At 59.4% G+C, this 17,847-nt stretch carries 16 protein-coding genes; 2 read left to right on the top strand and 14 right to left on the bottom strand.

Annotated features, from left to right (window positions below; all coding sequences use genetic code 11):
* Positions 1-29: 29 nt before the first annotated feature.
* The 14 genes from dnaG to VB144_00210 all read right to left on the bottom strand — a co-directional run bounded on the left by dnaG (position 30) and on the right by VB144_00210 (position 15,640).
* Complete coding sequence (gene dnaG, locus VB144_00275; protein MEA4882096.1) at positions 30-1,913, bottom strand: DNA primase; 1,884 nt, start codon at positions 1,911-1,913, stop codon at positions 30-32.
* A 288-nt stretch (positions 1,914-2,201) separates the two neighbouring features.
* Positions 2,202-3,224 (bottom strand): deoxyguanosinetriphosphate triphosphohydrolase, encoded by a 1,023-nt coding sequence (locus VB144_00270; protein MEA4882095.1) that lies wholly within the window; start codon positions 3,222-3,224, stop codon positions 2,202-2,204.
* A gap of 138 nt (positions 3,225-3,362) precedes the next feature.
* Positions 3,363-6,014 (bottom strand): pyruvate, phosphate dikinase, encoded by a 2,652-nt coding sequence (gene ppdK, locus VB144_00265; protein ID MEA4882094.1) that lies wholly within the window; start codon positions 6,012-6,014, stop codon positions 3,363-3,365.
* An 82-nt stretch (positions 6,015-6,096) separates the two neighbouring features.
* Positions 6,097-8,220 (bottom strand): glycine--tRNA ligase subunit beta, encoded by a 2,124-nt coding sequence (glyS, locus tag VB144_00260; GenBank protein MEA4882093.1) that lies wholly within the window; start codon positions 8,218-8,220, stop codon positions 6,097-6,099.
* Positions 8,210-9,079 carry a glycine--tRNA ligase subunit alpha gene (locus VB144_00255; protein MEA4882092.1) on the bottom strand — a complete coding sequence of 290 codons (870 nt, stop codon included), beginning with the start codon at positions 9,077-9,079 and terminating at the stop codon, positions 8,210-8,212. The genes glyS and VB144_00255 overlap by 11 nt, the downstream gene beginning before the upstream one ends.
* Positions 9,080-9,111: 32 nt before the next feature.
* Positions 9,112-9,741, bottom strand: coding sequence for a stage II sporulation protein M (locus tag VB144_00250; protein ID MEA4882091.1), 630 nt, complete (start codon positions 9,739-9,741; stop codon positions 9,112-9,114).
* Between the two features lie 124 nt (positions 9,742-9,865).
* A complete protein-coding gene (locus tag VB144_00245) occupies positions 9,866-10,312 on the bottom strand; it encodes a DUF4342 domain-containing protein (GenBank protein ID MEA4882090.1) in 447 nt (148 codons plus the stop codon).
* Positions 10,309-11,076: a DNA repair protein RecO gene (gene recO, locus VB144_00240; GenBank protein ID MEA4882089.1), complete on the bottom strand. Its 768-nt coding sequence runs from the start codon at positions 11,074-11,076 to the stop codon at positions 10,309-10,311. The genes VB144_00245 and recO overlap by 4 nt, the downstream gene beginning before the upstream one ends.
* An 80-nt stretch (positions 11,077-11,156) precedes the next feature.
* On the bottom strand, positions 11,157-11,705 hold the full coding sequence (locus VB144_00235) for an epoxyqueuosine reductase QueH (protein MEA4882088.1): 549 nt from the start codon (positions 11,703-11,705) through the stop codon (positions 11,157-11,159).
* Positions 11,702-12,739 (bottom strand): Holliday junction branch migration DNA helicase RuvB, encoded by a 1,038-nt coding sequence (ruvB, locus tag VB144_00230; protein MEA4882087.1) that lies wholly within the window; start codon positions 12,737-12,739, stop codon positions 11,702-11,704. The genes VB144_00235 and ruvB overlap by 4 nt, the downstream gene beginning before the upstream one ends.
* A gap of 18 nt (positions 12,740-12,757) precedes the next feature.
* Positions 12,758-13,363, bottom strand: coding sequence for a Holliday junction branch migration protein RuvA (gene ruvA / locus VB144_00225; GenBank protein ID MEA4882086.1), 606 nt, complete (start codon positions 13,361-13,363; stop codon positions 12,758-12,760).
* Positions 13,360-13,869: a crossover junction endodeoxyribonuclease RuvC gene (ruvC, locus tag VB144_00220; GenBank protein ID MEA4882085.1), complete on the bottom strand. Its 510-nt coding sequence runs from the start codon at positions 13,867-13,869 to the stop codon at positions 13,360-13,362. Before ruvC ends, ruvA begins: the two co-directional genes overlap by 4 nt.
* Before the next feature lie 113 nt (positions 13,870-13,982).
* On the bottom strand, positions 13,983-14,747 hold the full coding sequence (locus tag VB144_00215) for a YebC/PmpR family DNA-binding transcriptional regulator (GenBank protein MEA4882084.1): 765 nt from the start codon (positions 14,745-14,747) through the stop codon (positions 13,983-13,985).
* A gap of 125 nt (positions 14,748-14,872) precedes the next feature.
* Positions 14,873-15,640, bottom strand: a complete 768-nt coding sequence (locus VB144_00210; protein ID MEA4882083.1) for a PrsW family glutamic-type intramembrane protease — start codon at positions 15,638-15,640, stop codon at positions 14,873-14,875.
* Between the two features lie 211 nt (positions 15,641-15,851).
* Here VB144_00210 and groES point away from each other — a divergent pair, with 211 nt between their 5' ends.
* Both groES and groL read left to right on the top strand, forming a co-directional pair.
* Entirely contained in the window at positions 15,852-16,136 is a 285-nt protein-coding gene (groES, locus tag VB144_00205; GenBank protein ID MEA4882082.1) for a co-chaperone GroES, read from the top strand.
* Between the two features lie 70 nt (positions 16,137-16,206).
* Complete coding sequence (gene groL / locus VB144_00200) at positions 16,207-17,829, top strand: chaperonin GroEL (protein MEA4882081.1); 1,623 nt, start codon at positions 16,207-16,209, stop codon at positions 17,827-17,829.
* The last annotated feature ends 18 nt before the right edge of the window (positions 17,830-17,847 follow it).

Raw genomic sequence — 17,847 nt, 5'->3', positions numbered from 1 at the left:
CTGCGTGCATCTCCGGATGTATGGATTGCCTAGTATATGGTCACATCAGGACCTAAGGCCCCGCGAAGCCTCTGCTGTTCTTGCTGAAGTGCGCTCACTCGCTGGTCCTCGCCAGACGCATCCGCCTCGCGTATCTCCACGTCGAGTTCCGAAAGGCGGCGCTTCATTGTGAACTGCCTCCATGCCGCAATGGTTCTTTCCGCTGCACTCGCCTCACCCTCCCAGGGCTTCGCCCCGAAAAGGACTGCTGCGGAGTGGCTCTTCAGATCGGCAGGAACCATATCGATCAGCTCAGCTGCGGATAGGGAGTCCGAATTCATGCCCTGCTCACACAGAAGCCGGAAGAGCTCTTGGTTTGCGGCGACCCTGAACCCATCCTGCCCCACTTCCTTGATCACCCTGGCGCGGTTAGTGGCGCCCAACGCCGCGAGCCTAATCAGGGCGCTTTCAACCTCAAGATATGCCTTGCTCTCTGAAACGGAGTCGTCGGCGCCTAGCGTGCCGACCGACTCGGCGGCGGCTGGCTGAACCGTTCTCGACGCAGCGCCTGCGGCAGGCCGCCGGGCGCCTGCCCGCGCCTCACGCTGCTGCGCCGCACGCCTAGCCCTCTGTTTCCTCACTTCAGTTGTGAACGCAGACGGATCCACCTGCAACCTGCCTGACAGCTCCCGGATGTACTCTGTCCGCTCTACCTCGTCATCGACGCCGGCAATAACCTCGATTGCAGCCCGAGCTGCCCTGACTCGACTCTCGAAATCGCTCGGGTCAGCCTGAGCAATGGCCCGCTCCACCTGGTGCCGAGCGAAGGGGACCGCGCTCTGGATCGCAGTGCGGAGCGCATCTCCTCCCTTTGCCCTCACCAGTGAATCCGGATCGTGCCCATCTGGCAGAGAAGCCACCCGCACCTCAAGCCCAGCATCTCTCGCAGTGCCGATACCGCGCATAGTCGCCTGGGCGCCGGCTGCATCCGCATCGTAGCATATCACTATGCGGCTCGCGTATCTCGAAATCAGCCTCACCTGTTCGGGAGTGAGCGCAGTGCCTAGGCTCGCCACCACATTGCCCTCGCCAGCCTGGTGAGCTGCCACCACATCCATGTAGCCTTCCACGACCACTGCATCCCCCGCGGTTCGGATGGAATCAGCCGCAATATTGATCCCGTACAAGTTGGCCCTCTTCGCGAACACGGCAGATTCCGGGCTGTTCAGGTATTTGGGAGTATCCTCTCCTAGGGAGCGCCCGCCGAACCCAACCACGCGACCGTACACATTAACGATCGGAAAGATCAATCTGTTCCGGAACCGATCATGAGACCCGTGGGAGCGCTCATCCGAGTTCGGCACGCCGAGGCTTGCATCGCATACCTCCTGCGCAGTGACGCCCTTGGTTTCGAGCGCCCTTATGAGCGCATCCCACGTCTGAGGGGCATAACCTATGGCAAACCTCTCCTGCGCCTCCGGGCCAACACCTCGACGCTCCAAATACTCCCGAGCCTGCTGGGCGGCTTTCGTGCGGATCAGCACCTGCCTGTAGTATGCCATGGCCAATGCGTTGACAGCATACGAACGCTCTCGACGCTCCCTGGCCGCCCGCTCCTGTGGAGCTTCCTCCCTGGACGATATGTCCAATCCGGCCCGCTCTGCAAGGCGCCGCACCGCCTCCTGGAAGGTCAGCCCGTCCATCTTCATGATGAAGGTGAACACATTCCCACCGATGTGGCAACCGAAACAGTAAAAAAGCTGCCTATCAGCGGATACACTGAACGACGGAGTGCGCTCCGAGTGAAAGGGACAGAGCCCCACGTGTCTGTTCCCTATCTTCTTGAGCTTCACATACTCTGATACCACGGATACTATGTCGTTGGATTCTCGTACTTTGTCGACCAACTCATCCCGGTAGTTGGAACCTGTCATCACTCATCGACCAGCCCCTGCCGGGGTATTGTTCGCCGGCGGTCGTCGTTATCCTGCAAGGCGCGATTTGGTCCTGTCAAACAAAACCCCGCTTCCGAATTCACGACCTCCCGGAAGCGAGGAACGTCCGGATCGCGGCTGACAGCGCCTGATTGCTTCTCGATAATTCTACCCAGGATTGCGTTTCCCTTCTCCTATGCCCAATGTTTCCGCTTCGAAGCCATTCCGGTGAGAGTACGGTTAATGTTTTCGAAGGATGCCCGTGTTATGCGACTGCTCGGCTCAAGACTAGTAGACTGCCCATGGCGCCGGGACGAACCTGGACATCCACTGCTTCATTGCATACTGATCAGTCATGCCCGCGATGTAATCCACAGCTGTCTGCACAGGGTCGCCAGGCGCGGATGGCTCACCCGAATCGCAAGTGAGCTCATTCACATGGTCAATGTAGTAGTAGTAGAGCTGAATGAGAAGCGCCTTGGCCTTCTCCGCCTCTGTTTTCGCCGCAGAGCCGGTGTACACCCGTTCGAACATGAACTCACGGAGTACCGCCATACCCTCTGCAACCTCGGGGCTTAGCACGACGTTGGGCTGGCCAGAGCTGTTCTCGATCAAGTCTCCTACCAGCGTATCAAGCCTCTCGGCCCTGCTCATTCCCAGAGTGCGCCTGGCCTCATCGGGAATCGCGCTCTCGGTGATTATCCCTGCCCTTATAGCATCATCCACATCATGGTTCACATACGCAATCTTGTCGGCGTATCTCACCACCTGCCCCTCTAGGGTCACTGCGTACTCCGGCCATTCTGCGGAGTGGCACACAATGCCATTCCGCACCTCCCAGGTGAGGTTCAATCCTCGCTCTTCATGGTTCTCCCTTCGCTCAATGAACTCCACCACACGCAGGCTCTGCTCATTATGGCGAAATCCTCCCTCGAGCACCGCGTTTAGTGCCGCCTCCCCGGAGTGGCCGAATGGAGTATGCCCAAGGTCATGACCGAGGGATATGGCCTCTGTGAGATCCTCGTTCAGCGACAGAGCTCGCGCGACCGTCCGGGCGATCTGCGATACCTCGAGGGTATGTGTGAGCCTGGTACGGTAGTGATCTCCTTCAGGCGAGTAGAACACTTGGGTCTTGTGCTTGAGCCTCCTGAAGGCTTTGCAGTGAATGATCCTGTCCCTGTCCCGTTGATAGCAGGTGCGGAATGCGTCAGGCGCCTCGGACCTATCGCGTCCGCGGGATTCGCGGGCGAGTGCGGCGTAGGGGGAGAGCCGCTGGGCCTCCTCCGCCTCTATCCTCTCTCTGATACTCACCGTGCATCCCTCCAATAGCTCACCTGAGGCCGCGCACGGCCCACGCGGGGCTTACTCCGCGTGGGCCGTGCGAATCCCCCATGCGGGGGTATTTGATCCGGAGGGCGGTTTATCCTTCTTGCCCGCCTCGCTCATCCGTTACTTCCTGGGGTTCTTGATCTGCGCCTGCGCCGCGGCGAGCCTCGCGATCGGCACCCTGAACGGCGAGCAGCTCACGTAGTTCAGGCCCGCCCGGTGGAAGAAGTCGACCGAATCAGGGTCTCCACCATGCTCACCGCACACGCCTATCTTGAGGTCGGGCTTTGTTGCGCGGCCAAGCTTAACACCCATCTTGACAAGCTGACCAACGCCTTCCTGGTCAAGGGACTGGAACGGATCGCTCTTCAGCACGTTCTTGTCGGTGTAGTCTTTGAGGAACTTGCCGGCATCGTCCCGGCTGTACCCGAAGGTCATCTGGGTGAGGTCGTTGGTGCCAAACGAGAAGAACTCCGCATCCTCCGCGATCTTGTCAGCGATCACAGTGGCGCGAGGGATTTCGATCATCGTTCCGACCATGTAGTGGAGATCGACTCCATACTCCTTGATCGTCTCCTCAGCTACGCGGACTGAGTATTCCTTGATCATCTTCATCTCTCCGGTGGTTCCCACCAGCGGTATCATGACCTCAGGAAGGACAGCGACTCCCTCCCGGGTAAGCTCGCAGGCGGCTTCGAAAATCGCCCTCACCTGCATCTCGAAGATCTCAGGGAACACCACGCCGAGGCGGCAACCACGGAAGCCGAGCATCGGGTTGAGCTCATGCAGGGATTCGATGCGCTCAAGCACCTTGTCCTCGGAGATCCCCATCTCAGCCGCGATCTCCTCGATCTGCTTCTTCTGATCGTGGGTAGGAAGGAACTCATGTAGAGGAGGGTCCAGGAGCCTGATGGTTACCGGCAGCCCGGCCATCTCTCTGAAGATGCCTATGAAGTCGCCTTTCTGGAATGGGAGCAGCTTGGCAAGTGATGTGCGCCTCTGCTCCTCAGTATCTGACAGGATCATCTCGCGCATAGCGCGAATCCTATCCTCGGCGAAGAACATATGCTCTGTGCGGGTCAGGCCGATTCCCTCGGCGCCGAACGCCCGCGCCTGCTTCGCGTCCTTCGGGGTGTCGGCGTTAGTGCGTATCTTGAGAGCGCGGTACTTGTCGGCCCACTCCATCAGCTTGCCAAAGTTGCCTGTGAGCGCCGGCTGAGCCAGGGGGGCCTTGCCCAGTATTACCTCTCCCGTTGAACCGTTGAGTGTGATCCAATCCCCCTCCTCGAGGGCCATCGCACCGCACGTGAGCTTCTTCTGCTTCTCATTCACCATCAGAGCTCCGCACCCTGCTACACAGCAGGTCCCCATTCCACGTGCAACCACTGCAGCGTGAGAGGTCATGCCGCCTCTGGCGGTGAGGATGCCAACTGCGGCGTCCATTCCGCCTATGTCCTCGGGAGAAGTCTCAGTCCTCACCAGGATTACCTTCTCGCCGCGGGATGCCCACTCCTCGGCAGCCTCAGCAGTGAACACGATGCGACCGACTGCGGCGCCAGGCGATGCCGGAAGGCCTTTGCCAATGACCTGCACCTTGGCCTTGGGGTCGATCATTGGGTGCAGAAGCTGATCGAGATGTGCGGGAGGAACGCGGAGCACCGCGGTCTTCTCGTCGATGAGCCCCTCCTTCACCAGTTCAACGGCAATTCGAACAGCGGCCGGTCCTGTCCTCTTCCCGGTCCGGGTCTGGAGCATGAACAAGCGGCCTTCCTGTATGGTGAACTCGATGTCCTGCATGTCCTTGTAATGATTCTCGAGAACCTTGTAGATCTTTACAAGCTCGGCATAGATCTCCGGCATCCTGTCTTTGAGGGTGCTTATGGGCTGGGGAGTGCGGATGCCTGCCACTACGTCCTCTCCCTGTGCATTCATGAGATACTCGCCGTAGAACACGCCCTCGCCAGTGGCTGGGTCACGAGTGAATGCGACTCCCGTGCCTGAAGTCTCTCCCATGTTGCCGAAGACCATCGCCTGAACGTTGACGGCTGTTCCCCAGTCGCCTGCGATGTTGTTGAGTTTCCGATATGTAATGGCGCGCTGGTTGTTCCACGACCCGAATACGGCGTCGATCGCCCCGCGGAGCTGCTCCTTGGGGTCATCCGGGAAGTCCACGCCCGTGTGCTCGCGGACTATCTTCTTGTACTCCGCGACCAGGCCAACCAGGTCTTCCGTGTTGAGCTCAGTGTCGAGTTTAGCGCCTCTCGCCTTCTTCGCCTCGGTCAGAGCATGCTCGAAGAGGCCGTGCTCCACGCCGAGCACCACATCGGAGTACATCTGGATGAATCTGCGGTAGCTGTCATAGGCAAACCTGGGGTTTCCCGACTTCTTGATCAGGCCCTGCACAGTCGAGTCGTTGAGCCCGAGGTTGAGGATGGTGTCCATCATCCCCGGCATCGACACGCGAGCGCCTGACCTGACCGAGACGAGCAGCGGATTGTCCAGGTCTGCAAACCTGGCCCCCATGTCCTTCTCAAGGCGGGAAAGGTCCTCATCCACCTGCTCCGTGAGGCCCTCAGGCCAGGATCGGTCGTTCGTGTAATAAGCGGTGCATACCTCCGTGGTGATAGTGAACCCTGGCGGCACCGGGATGCCAAGGTTGACCATCTCAGCCAGACCAGCCCCTTTGCCCCCAAGGAGGTTCTTCATCTCACCTGTTCCCTCAGCCTTGCCGCCTCCGAAGTAGTACACATGCTTTGGCTTCTTGCACTCTCCCATGTTGATCCTCCTATTCCATGCAATACGCTGTCCATCAAGTTGCATCGAATTCGACTTCCGTACGGAATATCCTCTCCCGCGATTAGCTCTCTTTCGCGCTGAACACTACCCGCGAGAAATCCCCGACTGAGAAGAGAATACTCTGGACCCACCTTAGCATCGTAAGTCGGTTCTCCCTCACCTGTGGGTCCGGCGCCATGACCATCACTGCCTGGAAGTAATCGTTCACCGCCTGAGTCACTCTGCTCATCCGCTCAAGGCTCGACTGATAGGCTGCGGAATCCACGAATGCCCCGTGCGAGGTTCCTCCGCCTCCGACGATCGGACGTATGTCCGCTTCCAACTGCCTCATTGCATCGTACAGGGCGGATTCGGCCGCATCCTCGAAGCGCTCTGTGGTGAAACAGGCCGACTCCGTGTTTCCAGCTATGTTCCTCACTCGGCAGGCCGCAGTAGCGAGGGCTAGGAACCAAGCCTCATCCGCTACTGCGCTTAGCGCTCTCGCCCGCTCGAACACTGATCCGGGGCGCGCCACTCCGGAAGCAAGCGCCGCATCGGCTATGTCGTATCTGATCCCGGCCTCTTCCAGCGCTGCCTTCACCCTCGCCCGGAGGAACTCCATGACATCAGCCACTGTCTTCTCACGGGTTTCACCCAGCGTCCCCGCAGTATCGTACAGCTCTGCGGCCTTCTCCGCAAGGGCATCAAGGCCCAGATCGAACCTCCACTGTGAATGCACTGCGACAAGCCCTGCCGCCTGCCGGCGCAGAGCATACGGGTCCGCCGATCCGGTGGGGATCAGGCCCAGCCCGAAGTAGCCTACTATGGTGTCTATCTTGTCTGCAACCGACAGAGCTGCGCCTGCGCGGGTCGCCGGAAGGGCGTCCCCTGCAAATCTCGGCAGGTAGTGCTCGAACACGGCCTGCGCGACGTCCGGCGCTTCGCCCTGCCTGATCCCGTATTCCCTGCCCATGACCCCCTGAAGTTCGGTGAACTCGCGCACCACTGAGGTGACTAGGTCGGCCTTTGCAAGCTCGGCAGCTCTCTGGGCAGCAGCAAGAGCAGCGTCACCCGAGAGAAGCACCGTAACGAGTTCGCGGTCTCTCTCGGCCTTCTCATACATTGTCCCCAGTTTCTCCTGAAAGGCCAGCTCACGAAGTGCTTCGATTCTGTCCTGGAGAGGGGTGCGCATGTCCTCATCGTAGAAGAACTTGGCGTCGGCGAGCCGCGCCGCTAGGACCTTCTCGTTCCCCGCCCTCACGGTGTCGAGGCAGTAGTCTCCTCCATTGCGGATGGCGATAAACAGCGGCAAGAGCACGCCGTTGCCATCGCGCACTGGAAAGTAGCGCTGGTGATCCTTCATCGGAGTAATCACACACGCCTCAGGCAGGTCGAGATACTCCCTGGAGAACGCTCCCACGAAGGCGGTGGGCCACTCCACAAGGAACGTGACCTCCTCAAGAAGCTCGGGATCGATTATCGCCTTACCTCCGTGGGCTAGTGCTAACACATTCGCCTGCTCCCGTATGGAGTCGGTGCGCGCCTCGGGATCGAGCATTACACCTATCTCGCGGAGACGGTCGCAGTATTCGGAAGCCGACCGGATCTCGCACAGGCCTGGGGCGAGGGTGCGGTGTCCCATCGTGGTCCGACCGCTCCTAATGTCGTGCCACTGGAAGTTCGCAATGTCCCCGCCGTGAAGGGCCAGTATCCACCTTATCGGGCGAACATACCTGTAGTCGTGCGAACCCCATCTCATCAACTTCGGAAATGATAAGGCCGAGATGATCTGAGGGAATATCTCAGTGAGTACAGCCTCCGCGCTGCGGCCAGGCTCCACCGCATGGGCGAACATGTACTCCCCTCCGGCGGTCGCGCGCCTCTCCAGTGACCCCACGCTCACACCAGCTGATCTCGCAAACCCCACCGCCGCCTTGGTTGGGAGGCCGTCCGGGCCGTAGGCGGCAGCTGCCGCGGGACCGCGGAGTTCCCTCATGAGGTCAGGCTGTGACGGCGCCACTCCCTCTAGGTACACGGCTATCCTTCTTGGGCTGCCCAAGGCCAGCACCTTGTCGGCATCGAGTCGCGCCGCGGCGAGGAGTTCCACCGCGCGAGCTCTCGCATCCTCTATGGCCTGGCGCATGAACCTTGCGGGGATCTCTTCCATCCCGATCTCTAGAACGGCGTCTTTCCGTTCACTCACCATCGTTCGTCGGGGCCTCCTCCCTCTCGCGCTTAACCCAGGCCACTGCGACCTTTCGCGCAAGCGCGCGGACTCGAGCCATGTACGCGGCTCGCTGAGCGACGCCAAAGGCGCCCCTCGCATCCATCAGGTTGAACACGTGGGAGCATTTCAGCACGTAGTCGTATCCAGGGAGCAAGAGGCCTGCCTCAACACATCGAATGGCCTCGTGCTCGCAACTATCGAACGATCCACGCAGGGCATCCACATCAGCCAGCTCGAACGCGTACTTTGAGAACTCGAATTCCGCCTGACGATAGACCTCCCCATAGGATAGCCCGTTGGCCCATTCCAGATCGTACACGTTGTCAACGCCCTGCAGGTACATGGAGAGCCTCTCCAGCCCATAGGTGATCTCTGCCGACACGGGCTTCACGTCCATGCCGCCCACCTGCTGAAAGTACGTAAACTGGGTTATCTCCATTCCATCGAGCCACACTTCCCACCCGGCGCCCCATGCGCCCAGCGTAGGAGCCTCCCAGTTGTCCTCCACGAACCTGATGTCGTGTTCGAGAGGGTTGAGGCCGATTTCAGCGAGGCTACCCAGGTAGAGGTCCTGCACATCGTCTGGACTTGGTTTAAGGATCACTTGGCACTGGTGATGCTGGAACAGGCGGTTCGGGTTTTCGCCGTATCTGCCATCTGCAGGTCTCCGCGAAGGCTGCACATATGCCACATTCCACGGACGGGTCCCGAGAACCCGGAGGAACGTATGCGGGCTCATGGTGCCGGCCCCAACCTCGATCACGTAAGGTTGCTGTATCGTGACGCCATGGCTGGCCCAGTAATGCTCCAGTCTTACTATTAGGTCCTGAAAGTTCAAGCACGTTCCCTCCCATTCACCTACAGGGACGACTACTTGAGGACAGGGGCTGCCATCCTGAGCACTGCGGGGCTCACCTCAAGCTCCAGAACAGCTGCGAGAGCCAGAAGAGGCACGACGAACAGAACCAGTATCGTCACTCCCTCTGCAACTGCGCGACCGAGATCCGGAGCCCCGCCTTTCCCCCGCCAGGCGAGAGGCGTCAGGAACCCTATCCTAATGCCCACTGCCTGCCCGGCCACGAAGGCTGGCAGCTCGAACAGCCCATGAGCCGCGAAGGATGCTGCCACTGCAGGCAGAGATGCCCCTGATCTCAGCATCATCGACCTGACTCCCACCCCGATGATGACGCCGTTCAATGCGAGGCTTACGAGGGGGACTAGTCCCAAAAGCCAGCCCAAACCCACGGAGATCAGAGTCACCCTGAAGTTGTTCCAGAACAGAATCAGGATCCTCCGCCCCGGAGAGGCAGTGGCCATGCTGTCCTTCAGCCTCACAAGGCTTGCGAAAACCCACGGAAGCGAATCACCGGAGCCGGAGTATCCCCTGTAGCCAATGACGATGCAGGCGCTGAACAGCACACCGGCAAACAGCAGGTACCGCCGGTGACTGCGAAAAGCCATTGGAAGGGCCCGCCTGTAGAGGACGGAGACACTCTTCAACTCTGACCGCCCACCTCCATGAAAAAAGCCTCCGCCCCTGAGGTTCCATGGGGACGAGAGGCCATACTCCCGAAACACCGGGGGTGTTTATGTGCCCTCACTATAGCAAACACTCCTGAGCCTGTCAATCACCGCCGGTCCTAGGCGCAGTGCCTGGATTTGGATCCTCGATCCGGACAGAGCACCGCGAGGCAAGCGCAGCAAATGCGCCCACAGCTGCCAGCTCCGGCGCCCACATGATCCCGATTACTCCTGCCGCCACGGGAACACTGGCGAACTGGGTTCCATCGCGCTCCACAACAAGCCTCATCGAGGACCCCTTGCGCATCAGGCTCGACACTCTGTCGATCCACTTTGCCCCGAACCCGTCCCCAGCAGGCTCGCCCGCGTCCTCGAAAACAGCCTCAGGCTTTTCCCCGTCAGCAGCTGAACTGGCAACGAAGTCACGCTCAGCCGTGACAAGAGCACGTACAAGGTCTCCGCCTGCTGCCTCGAGGTAGGCCACCGCCTCCTCGTAGCTCAGATCGATCCTCTCCCGAAGCTGATCTATCTTGTTGAGGTCCACTTTCACCGGTTTTCCCCCCGCTCCATCGTTCTGAGATCTTCGATGAAGTCAAGCGAACGCAGCCTGCGCTCCACCCGATGGTCCACGTAGGACCGTAGCGCCATCTGCAGTTGGGTCGTGCCGCCCGGTTCAGCCATCTCCAGGCATATCTGGCCATATCCCAATGTGAGCATCGCGATGGCAGCCTGCCGGGATTCTGTTCCAAACGGCACGTTGCCGCGATCCCGCTGCCTGCAGCGGTCGCACAGAAGGCCCCCTGCTTCAGGCCCGAACCAGCCAGAGGCCTCCGCCGAAGCTCCACACCCCACGCATTTCCACAGCTCAGGCCTGAAACCTATCAGGCTCATGAACTTGACCTCGAAAGCAAGCGCCACATGAGCCGGGTCACAGCTGAGCGAGTCAAGCGCGTCAAATGTGGCAACGACCAGGTGGTACAGGTGATCATTCCTCTCGCGTTCGCCAGTCATCTTGTCGATGAGTTCAGCAACGTATGAGGCGTATGCCATGCGCAGCACATCCGATGATAGGTTCAGATGTGCAGACACGAGCTCCGCTGTGCTCAAAGTATCCAGGTTCTTCCCCCGGAATAGCAGAAGAGCCGCCTGTGAGAACTGCTGAGTGACGCCGACCATCCGGCTCCTCGGCCTCCGCGCACCGCGGGCAACCGCATCGAACTTGCCTTCAGGGCCGGAAAGCACAGTAATGATCCTGTCCGCCTCGCCGTAATCACGAACCCTGAGGATAACACCCTCACATCTTACAAGGGCCAATCCGCATCAACCTCACATGCGGACTGCAGGGATCACGTACACTACCGTTCCCATGCAGGTTCCGCCGTATGCAGCAGGCCTCACTCAGGCCGCCGCCGGAAGGCTTTCGAGTACCGCTCTTCCTCACTGAAAATGCAGCCACAGTATGGTTGGCGGTAGAGGCCCATTTCCTTCGACATCTCGACGCTCCTCCTGTATCCCGGTCGGAAGTCGAAATACGCAAAAGCCACCCCCGCAAGGGCGCCTTCGGCTTCTCCCACCTTCCTGAGAAGCTCGTGGTTCTGGTATGGGCTTATCAGGAGCGTTGTAGTGAAAGCATCGCAGCCTCTCTCGGCGGCAATGGCGGCTGCGGGACCAAGCCGCATTCGGTAGCACACCTCGCAGCGGTTGTCGATATCTGATCCAACTGCAGCGAGATACTCCCGCAATCCATACGCCTCGTCGATAATCGCCTCGTGGCCCACCGCGGCGCAGTACGCCTTGAACGTATCAACGCGGCGGCGGTGCTCAGTGTATGGGTGAATATTGGGGTTCCTGAAGTAACCCAGGACATCATGGCCTGAGGCCCTGAGCGCCTCCAGTGAGTAGGTGGTGCACGGAGCGCAGCATGAATGGAGCAAGATCTTCAAAGCAGAGTCGCCTGCCCATCTTGATTGCCTTCAGGCAACTGCCGACCCATGTGGCCGTATGCTCTCACCGTGGCGACGCGCCCACGCGGGGTTCTATCCAGGAATCCGAGCTGCAGTAGGTAGGGCTCGTACACATCTTCGATGGTGTCCCGCTCTTCGTTGATTGATGCAGCTATGGTCTCGATTCCTACAGGGCCTCCGCCGAACTTGTCGATTATGGTGGAGAGGATCTTCCTATCGAGCCGGTCGAGGCCTAGGCCATCGACTTCGAACATGGAGAGCGCGTCGCCCGCCACTGCTAGGGTTATTGCGCCGTCCGCAACTACCTGCGCATAATCTCGAACGCGCCTCAGCATCCTGTTGGCCACTCGCGGCGTGCCCCTTGAACGCCTGGCGATCTCATAGGCGCCGTTCCTGTCGATTCGTATTCCCATGATATCAGCTGACTTCGATACGATAGTGGCCAGCTCGTCCACTGTGTAGAACTCCAGCCTGTGGATGACCCCGAACCGGTCGCGCAGGGGATGGGATATCAGTCCGGCTCGCGTGGTCGCCCCCACAAGCGTGAACCGGGGGAGATCGATCCGGATCGACCTGGCGGAGGGGCCCTTCCCTATGATGATGTCGAGGGCGTAGTCCTCCATGGCAGGGTACAGGACTTCCTCAACAGCCTTGTTCAGCCTGTGTATCTCATCGATGAATAGAACATCTCCGGGGCCTAGATTCGTGAGTATGGCTGCCAGATCCCCTGCACGCTCTATTGCAGGCCCCGAAGTCACTCTGAACCTCACACCCATCTCATTCGAGACTATCGCAGCTAGAGTCGTCTTCCCGAGCCCAGGAGGCCCGTAGAACAGCACGTGGTCGAGGGTCTCATTACGGGCAAGAGCGGCTCTTATGAATATGGACAGGCTTTCCTTTACTCTGTCTTGCCCTATGAACTCTGCGAGCTTCTTCGGGCGCAAGCTCAGCTCTGAGGCGCCATCCTCACCGGTCTGCGCTCCCGCTACCATCCTGTCATCTTGATCATCCATGGCTCGGCAACCCCCTGATCATTCTGTTCGGGCTAGGCGGGAAAGGGCAGCGCGAATGATAACCGATGCCTCGCCTGAGCAGCCCGCGGCAACGGCGGTCGCCACCGCCCGCTCTGCCTCCACTGGTGAGTAGCCTAAGGACACGAGAGCGCTTATGGCATCTCCAACCTGCCCGCTGCCGTAGTCAGCTCCTGAATCGGGCGCAGCGTCGGCTGGAGCAAGCTCGCCCACCTTGCCGCGCAACTCGACGGCAAGCCTCTCTGCAGTCCTTTTGCCCACGCCGGGAGCTGTAGAAAGCGTGCGGATGTCGCCTGAAGATATCGCCAGAATGAGACGATCTGGGGGGAGAGTCGACAGTATGGATAGGGCGGTCTTGGGTCCGATCCCGCTCACATCTCGGAGCATTTCGAATAGCCCGCGCTCTTCGGATGTCTCAAATCCGTACAGGCCCACGAAGCCCTCCCTGATCACCATTGTGGTGAGCAGTCGAACCTCTTCGCCCACCCGCCCCAAGGACGCACGGGTTCCGGCAGGCACGGAAACGCGAAACCCGATCCCGCCCACATCGAGCACCACTGCATCACGCTCCAGCGCGGCTACTCTTCCACGCAACTGCGATATCATGACCTCAGATCACCATCCAAGCATGCTCTCGCAAAATACGGCGCTGTGTTGATGTGGCAGATGGCGATCGCCAGAGCGTCTGCTGCATCGTCAGGCTTAGGTTCCTCAGGGAGTGACATCAGAAGCTTCACCATGCTCTGTATCTGCTTCTTGTCGGCCCTACCGAAACCGGCGACAGCCAGTTTCACCTGAAGAGGAGTATACTCCGCCACTGGCAATCCTGCCCTTTGGCACGCCAGAAGCGCCACGCCTCTAGCGTGCCCCACAGCAAGCGCGCTCGTAGCGTTCGTGTTGAAGAAGAGCTTCTCCACTGCAGCGCAATCCGGTTTCTCGTCCGCGATGATAGCCGAGAGCTGGTCGAATATGGACTCCAACCGCTCGGGAAGGGGAGTTCCCGCCTTGGTGAGAACACAGCCCATTCCAATGCATTCAAGCTTGCCGCACCTCTCCCGCACCAGCCCGTAGCCTGTTGTGGCAGTCCCAGGGTCAATGCCCAGAACCAGCACCTGCCTCACCCCCGCGTCCGCTCACACCCCAGCAGATCCCTGCGCCTGCCCGCCTACATAGAAAAGCGGCCACGCCACGCGCGTGGTCGCCATCCCAGCGTGTTGGGCACGCCCTAGTCGTCATCCCTCTCAAGCTGCTCAAGAACTTCATCGGGAATGTCGAAGTTGTGATACACGTGTTGGATATCATCGTGCTCATCAAGGGCATCCACGATCTTCATCGCTGATATGGCCTCTTTGAGATTCAGGGTCATGAGGGCCTTCGGAACACTGATGATCCTGACACCCGAATACTCCACGCCTGCACGCTCCACAGCTTTTCTCACTGTGTCGAGATCTTCCGGGGACGTGAGAATCTCGTAGTGCTCTTCGTACTCCTTGAGATCCTCAGCTCCCGAGTCCATCGCGATCATCATCATGGCGTCTTCGCCGCCGGCGAAGCTCTCTTTATCGATGGTTATCGACCCCTTGCGGTCGAACATCCAGCCCACGCAGCCAGTCTCGCCCAGGTTCCCCCCGTGCCGCGAGAAGATGTAGCGGACGTCGGACGCGGTTCGGTTGCGGTTGTCGGTGGTAGCTTCCACTATCAGAGCCACACCCGCAGGGCCGTATCCTTCGTAGACGATCTCCTCGTAGCTCACGCCGTCGGAATCGCCTGCCGCTTTCTTGATGGCGCGCTGCATCGTCTCGTTGGGCATGTTCACGGATTTCGCATCCTGAATAGCCATTCTCAGCCTGAAGTTGGCTTCGGGGTCAGGGCCACCCTGTTTGACAGCGACGATCAACTCGCGCGCCGCTTTGGTGAATGCCGCGCCACGCTGAGCGTCGGCCTTGGCCTTTTTGTGCTTTATGTTAGCCCACTTGGAATGACCGGACATCCTGCCTACCCCCTTCCTTCGGAGACCCGGCCGCCTTTATCGGCTACATTTTACCACAGCCACAGCAGGTTGGGAAGGCATTCGGCCCGCCTGCACAGCACAGGTCATCACAGAGCAGGCTCTATTCATGAGACTCCATCGTTATCTGGCCCCTGGGAATCGCTCCCGGAGTCATCATCGTCCACATCAGTGATGCGCGCACGCCCGCCTCCGAATGGAGATAGGGCAAGCGCGGCCCTAATCCTTGCGATGAGCGCGCCGTAAAGGAAGACGACCACGAGCACTGTAAGGTAGAAGTTCATCAGATCGGTGATAAGTAGGAAATCGTATAGCCCATGGAGCACTGCTGCCACCAGAATGGCCCTGCCGATCACCGGCATCTGCACAGGCTTGGGCAAAAACTTCGCCAATCCGACTGCAAATCCCACGATCCCCGAGAAGGAAGCGTGGACGATCGATGTGAGGACCGCCCTCATCGCCCCAACTTGGAGACCATATGAGGTCGCATACATGGCATTCTCGAACGCAGCGAATCCGAGCCCTGCCGAGATTCCGTAGATCACTCCGTCAACAGGCTCGTTGAACTCTGGCCGGTGAAACACCGTACGCCTTACAGCCCAGTACTTCAGGTATTCCTCGATGAGCCCGATTCCGAGAATGCACGCAAGCAGAAGCGCTGAGAAGGATGGTGGGTTCGTAAGGATATCACGGAGAGGTGTCTCAATGATCCCGGCTGGGATTATCATGAGAGCGCCCACGAAAAACACCTTCGCAACCAGGGCAGGTGGTTCAGCCTCGTATTTGTCCTTACGGTAGAAGTAGACAAGCCAAAGCGCGCCTGGGACCACCGACACACCGAACAGCATTAGCAGCGACAGCCAATCCTGGCCCATGTGGCAAAACCCGTTCCTTTCCTTCACCCGACCAACTGATACGTACCAGTATATCCGGCGACGCGGCTGCCTGCTTCAGAGGAGCATTGCCTAACCTGTCAATTATTCTATCACAAGCCTTGACAATCCCGAAACAGTCACTGTATCATAGCGTTGTTAGCACTCACCAGAGGTGACTGCTAAAAGCAACGTGCGAAGGGGGTTATCTACGATGCTGAAACCGTGTGCCGATAGAGTGCTAGTCAAGCCCAGCACTGAGGAGGACAGGACCGCAGGAGGAATCGTCCTTCCCGACACCGCAAAGGAGCGTCCGCAGTGGGGCGAGGTCATAGCAGTCGGCCCTGGCAAGTGGGATGAGGAAGGCAAGAGGCGCGTCCCCGTCGATGTGAAGGTGGGCGACAAGGTCGTGTACGCCAAGTACGGCGGCACTGAGGTGAAGGTGGACGGCGACGAGTACCTGATACTCCGCGAGTCCGACATCCTTGCAGTCAAGTAGGGTCGCACATATAAGGTCCGTCACGGCATTCAAGGCATAATGAACACGTTTCAAAGGAGGCAAAACGCTCATGGCTGCGAAGCAGTTGTCATACAATGAGGACGCTCGCGCGGCGCTCAAGAAGGGCGTCGACGCAGTAGCCGCTGCGGTCAAGGTCACACTAGGGCCCAAGGGCCGCAATGTGGTGCTCGAGAGGAAGTTTGGATCCCCTGTCATCACCAAGGACGGCGTCACCGTCGCCAAGGAGATTGAGCTTGAGGATCCTAATCAGAATATGGGCGCTCAGCTCTGCAAGGAGGTCGCGTCCAAGACCAACGACATAGCGGGAGACGGAACCACCACCGCTACGGTTCTCGCCCAGATCATCGTGAACGAGGGCCTGAGGAACGTCACCGCCGGCGCAAACCCCATGTTCCTGAAACGCGGAATCGACAGGGCCGTTGCAGTGGTGGTCGAGGAGCTGCACAAGATGTCGATCCCAGTCGCCACTAAAGAAGACATCGCCCATGTGGCCTCGATCTCCGGGAACGACGACACCATCGGCAAGTGGGTAGCTGATGCCATGGACCAAGTGGGCAAGGACGGAGTCATCACCGTCGAGGAATCGAAGAGTATCGACACCAGCGTTGAGCAGGTCGAAGGCATGGAGTTCGACAAGGGCTACATATCCCCCTACTTCGCCACCAACGCGGAGAGCATGGAAGCGGAAATCGAAGATCCATACATCCTCATCTATGAGAAGAAGATCACTAACGTTCAGGATCTGCTCCCGCTTCTCGAGAAGGTCGCCCGGGGCGGCAAGCCTCTCGTGATCATCGCTGAGGATATCGAGGGCGAAGCCCTTGCGACCCTAGTTGTGAACAAGATCCGCGGCATCCTGAATGTGGCCGCCGTCAAGGCCCCAGGCTTCGGCGACAGGCGCAAGGCCATGCTTGAGGATATCGCGATCCTCACCGGCGGGGAGTTCATCTCCGAGGAGACCGGCGCCAAGCTTGAGAAGGTCGAACTCAGCCAGCTTGGCCGGGCCAAGACCGTCAAGATCAACAAGGAGAAGACCACCATCGTAGAGGGCGGCGGCAACAAGTCCAAGATCGAAGGGCGCATCAACCAGATCCGCAGGCAGATCGAGGATTCCGATTCCGACTACGACCGTGAGAAGCTCCAGGAGCGCTTAGCGAAGCTCGCAGGCGGCGTCGCCATTATCAAGGTCGGCGCTTCAACCGAGACCGAGCTCAAGGAGAAGAAGCACAGGATCGAGGATGCACTCTCCGCCACCAGGGCGGCTGTTGAAGAGGGAAGCGTTGCAGGCGGCGGAACCGCGTTCGTCACCATCATCCCCTCTCTCGACAAGATCGACGCTCATGGCGATGAGAAGACCGGCGTCAACATCATCAAGCGCGCGCTTGAGGAGCCTCTTCGCACCATCGCAAACAATGCGGGCCTCGAGGGCTCAGTCGTAGTGGAGCGGGTAAAGGCAGAGAAGACCCCGGGCTTCGGCCTGAACGCCCTCACCGGCGAGTACTGCGACCTGGTCAAGGCCGGCATCATCGACCCTGTGAAAGTCACCCGTTATGCTCTGCAGAATGCCGCATCCATCGCGTCGATGCTCCTCACGACCGAGGTTGTCATCTCCGACATTCCGAAGAAGGAGACCCCTCCGCCATATCCTCCGGGAGGCGGAATGGACTACTAATTCGGGACTGACCGCGAT

Source organism: Clostridia bacterium (genome assembly GCA_034926675.1).
Lineage (GTDB): Bacteria > Bacillota > DTU025 > DTU025 > DTU025 > JAYFQW01.
This window is presented reverse-complemented; position numbering and strand designations above follow the sequence as displayed.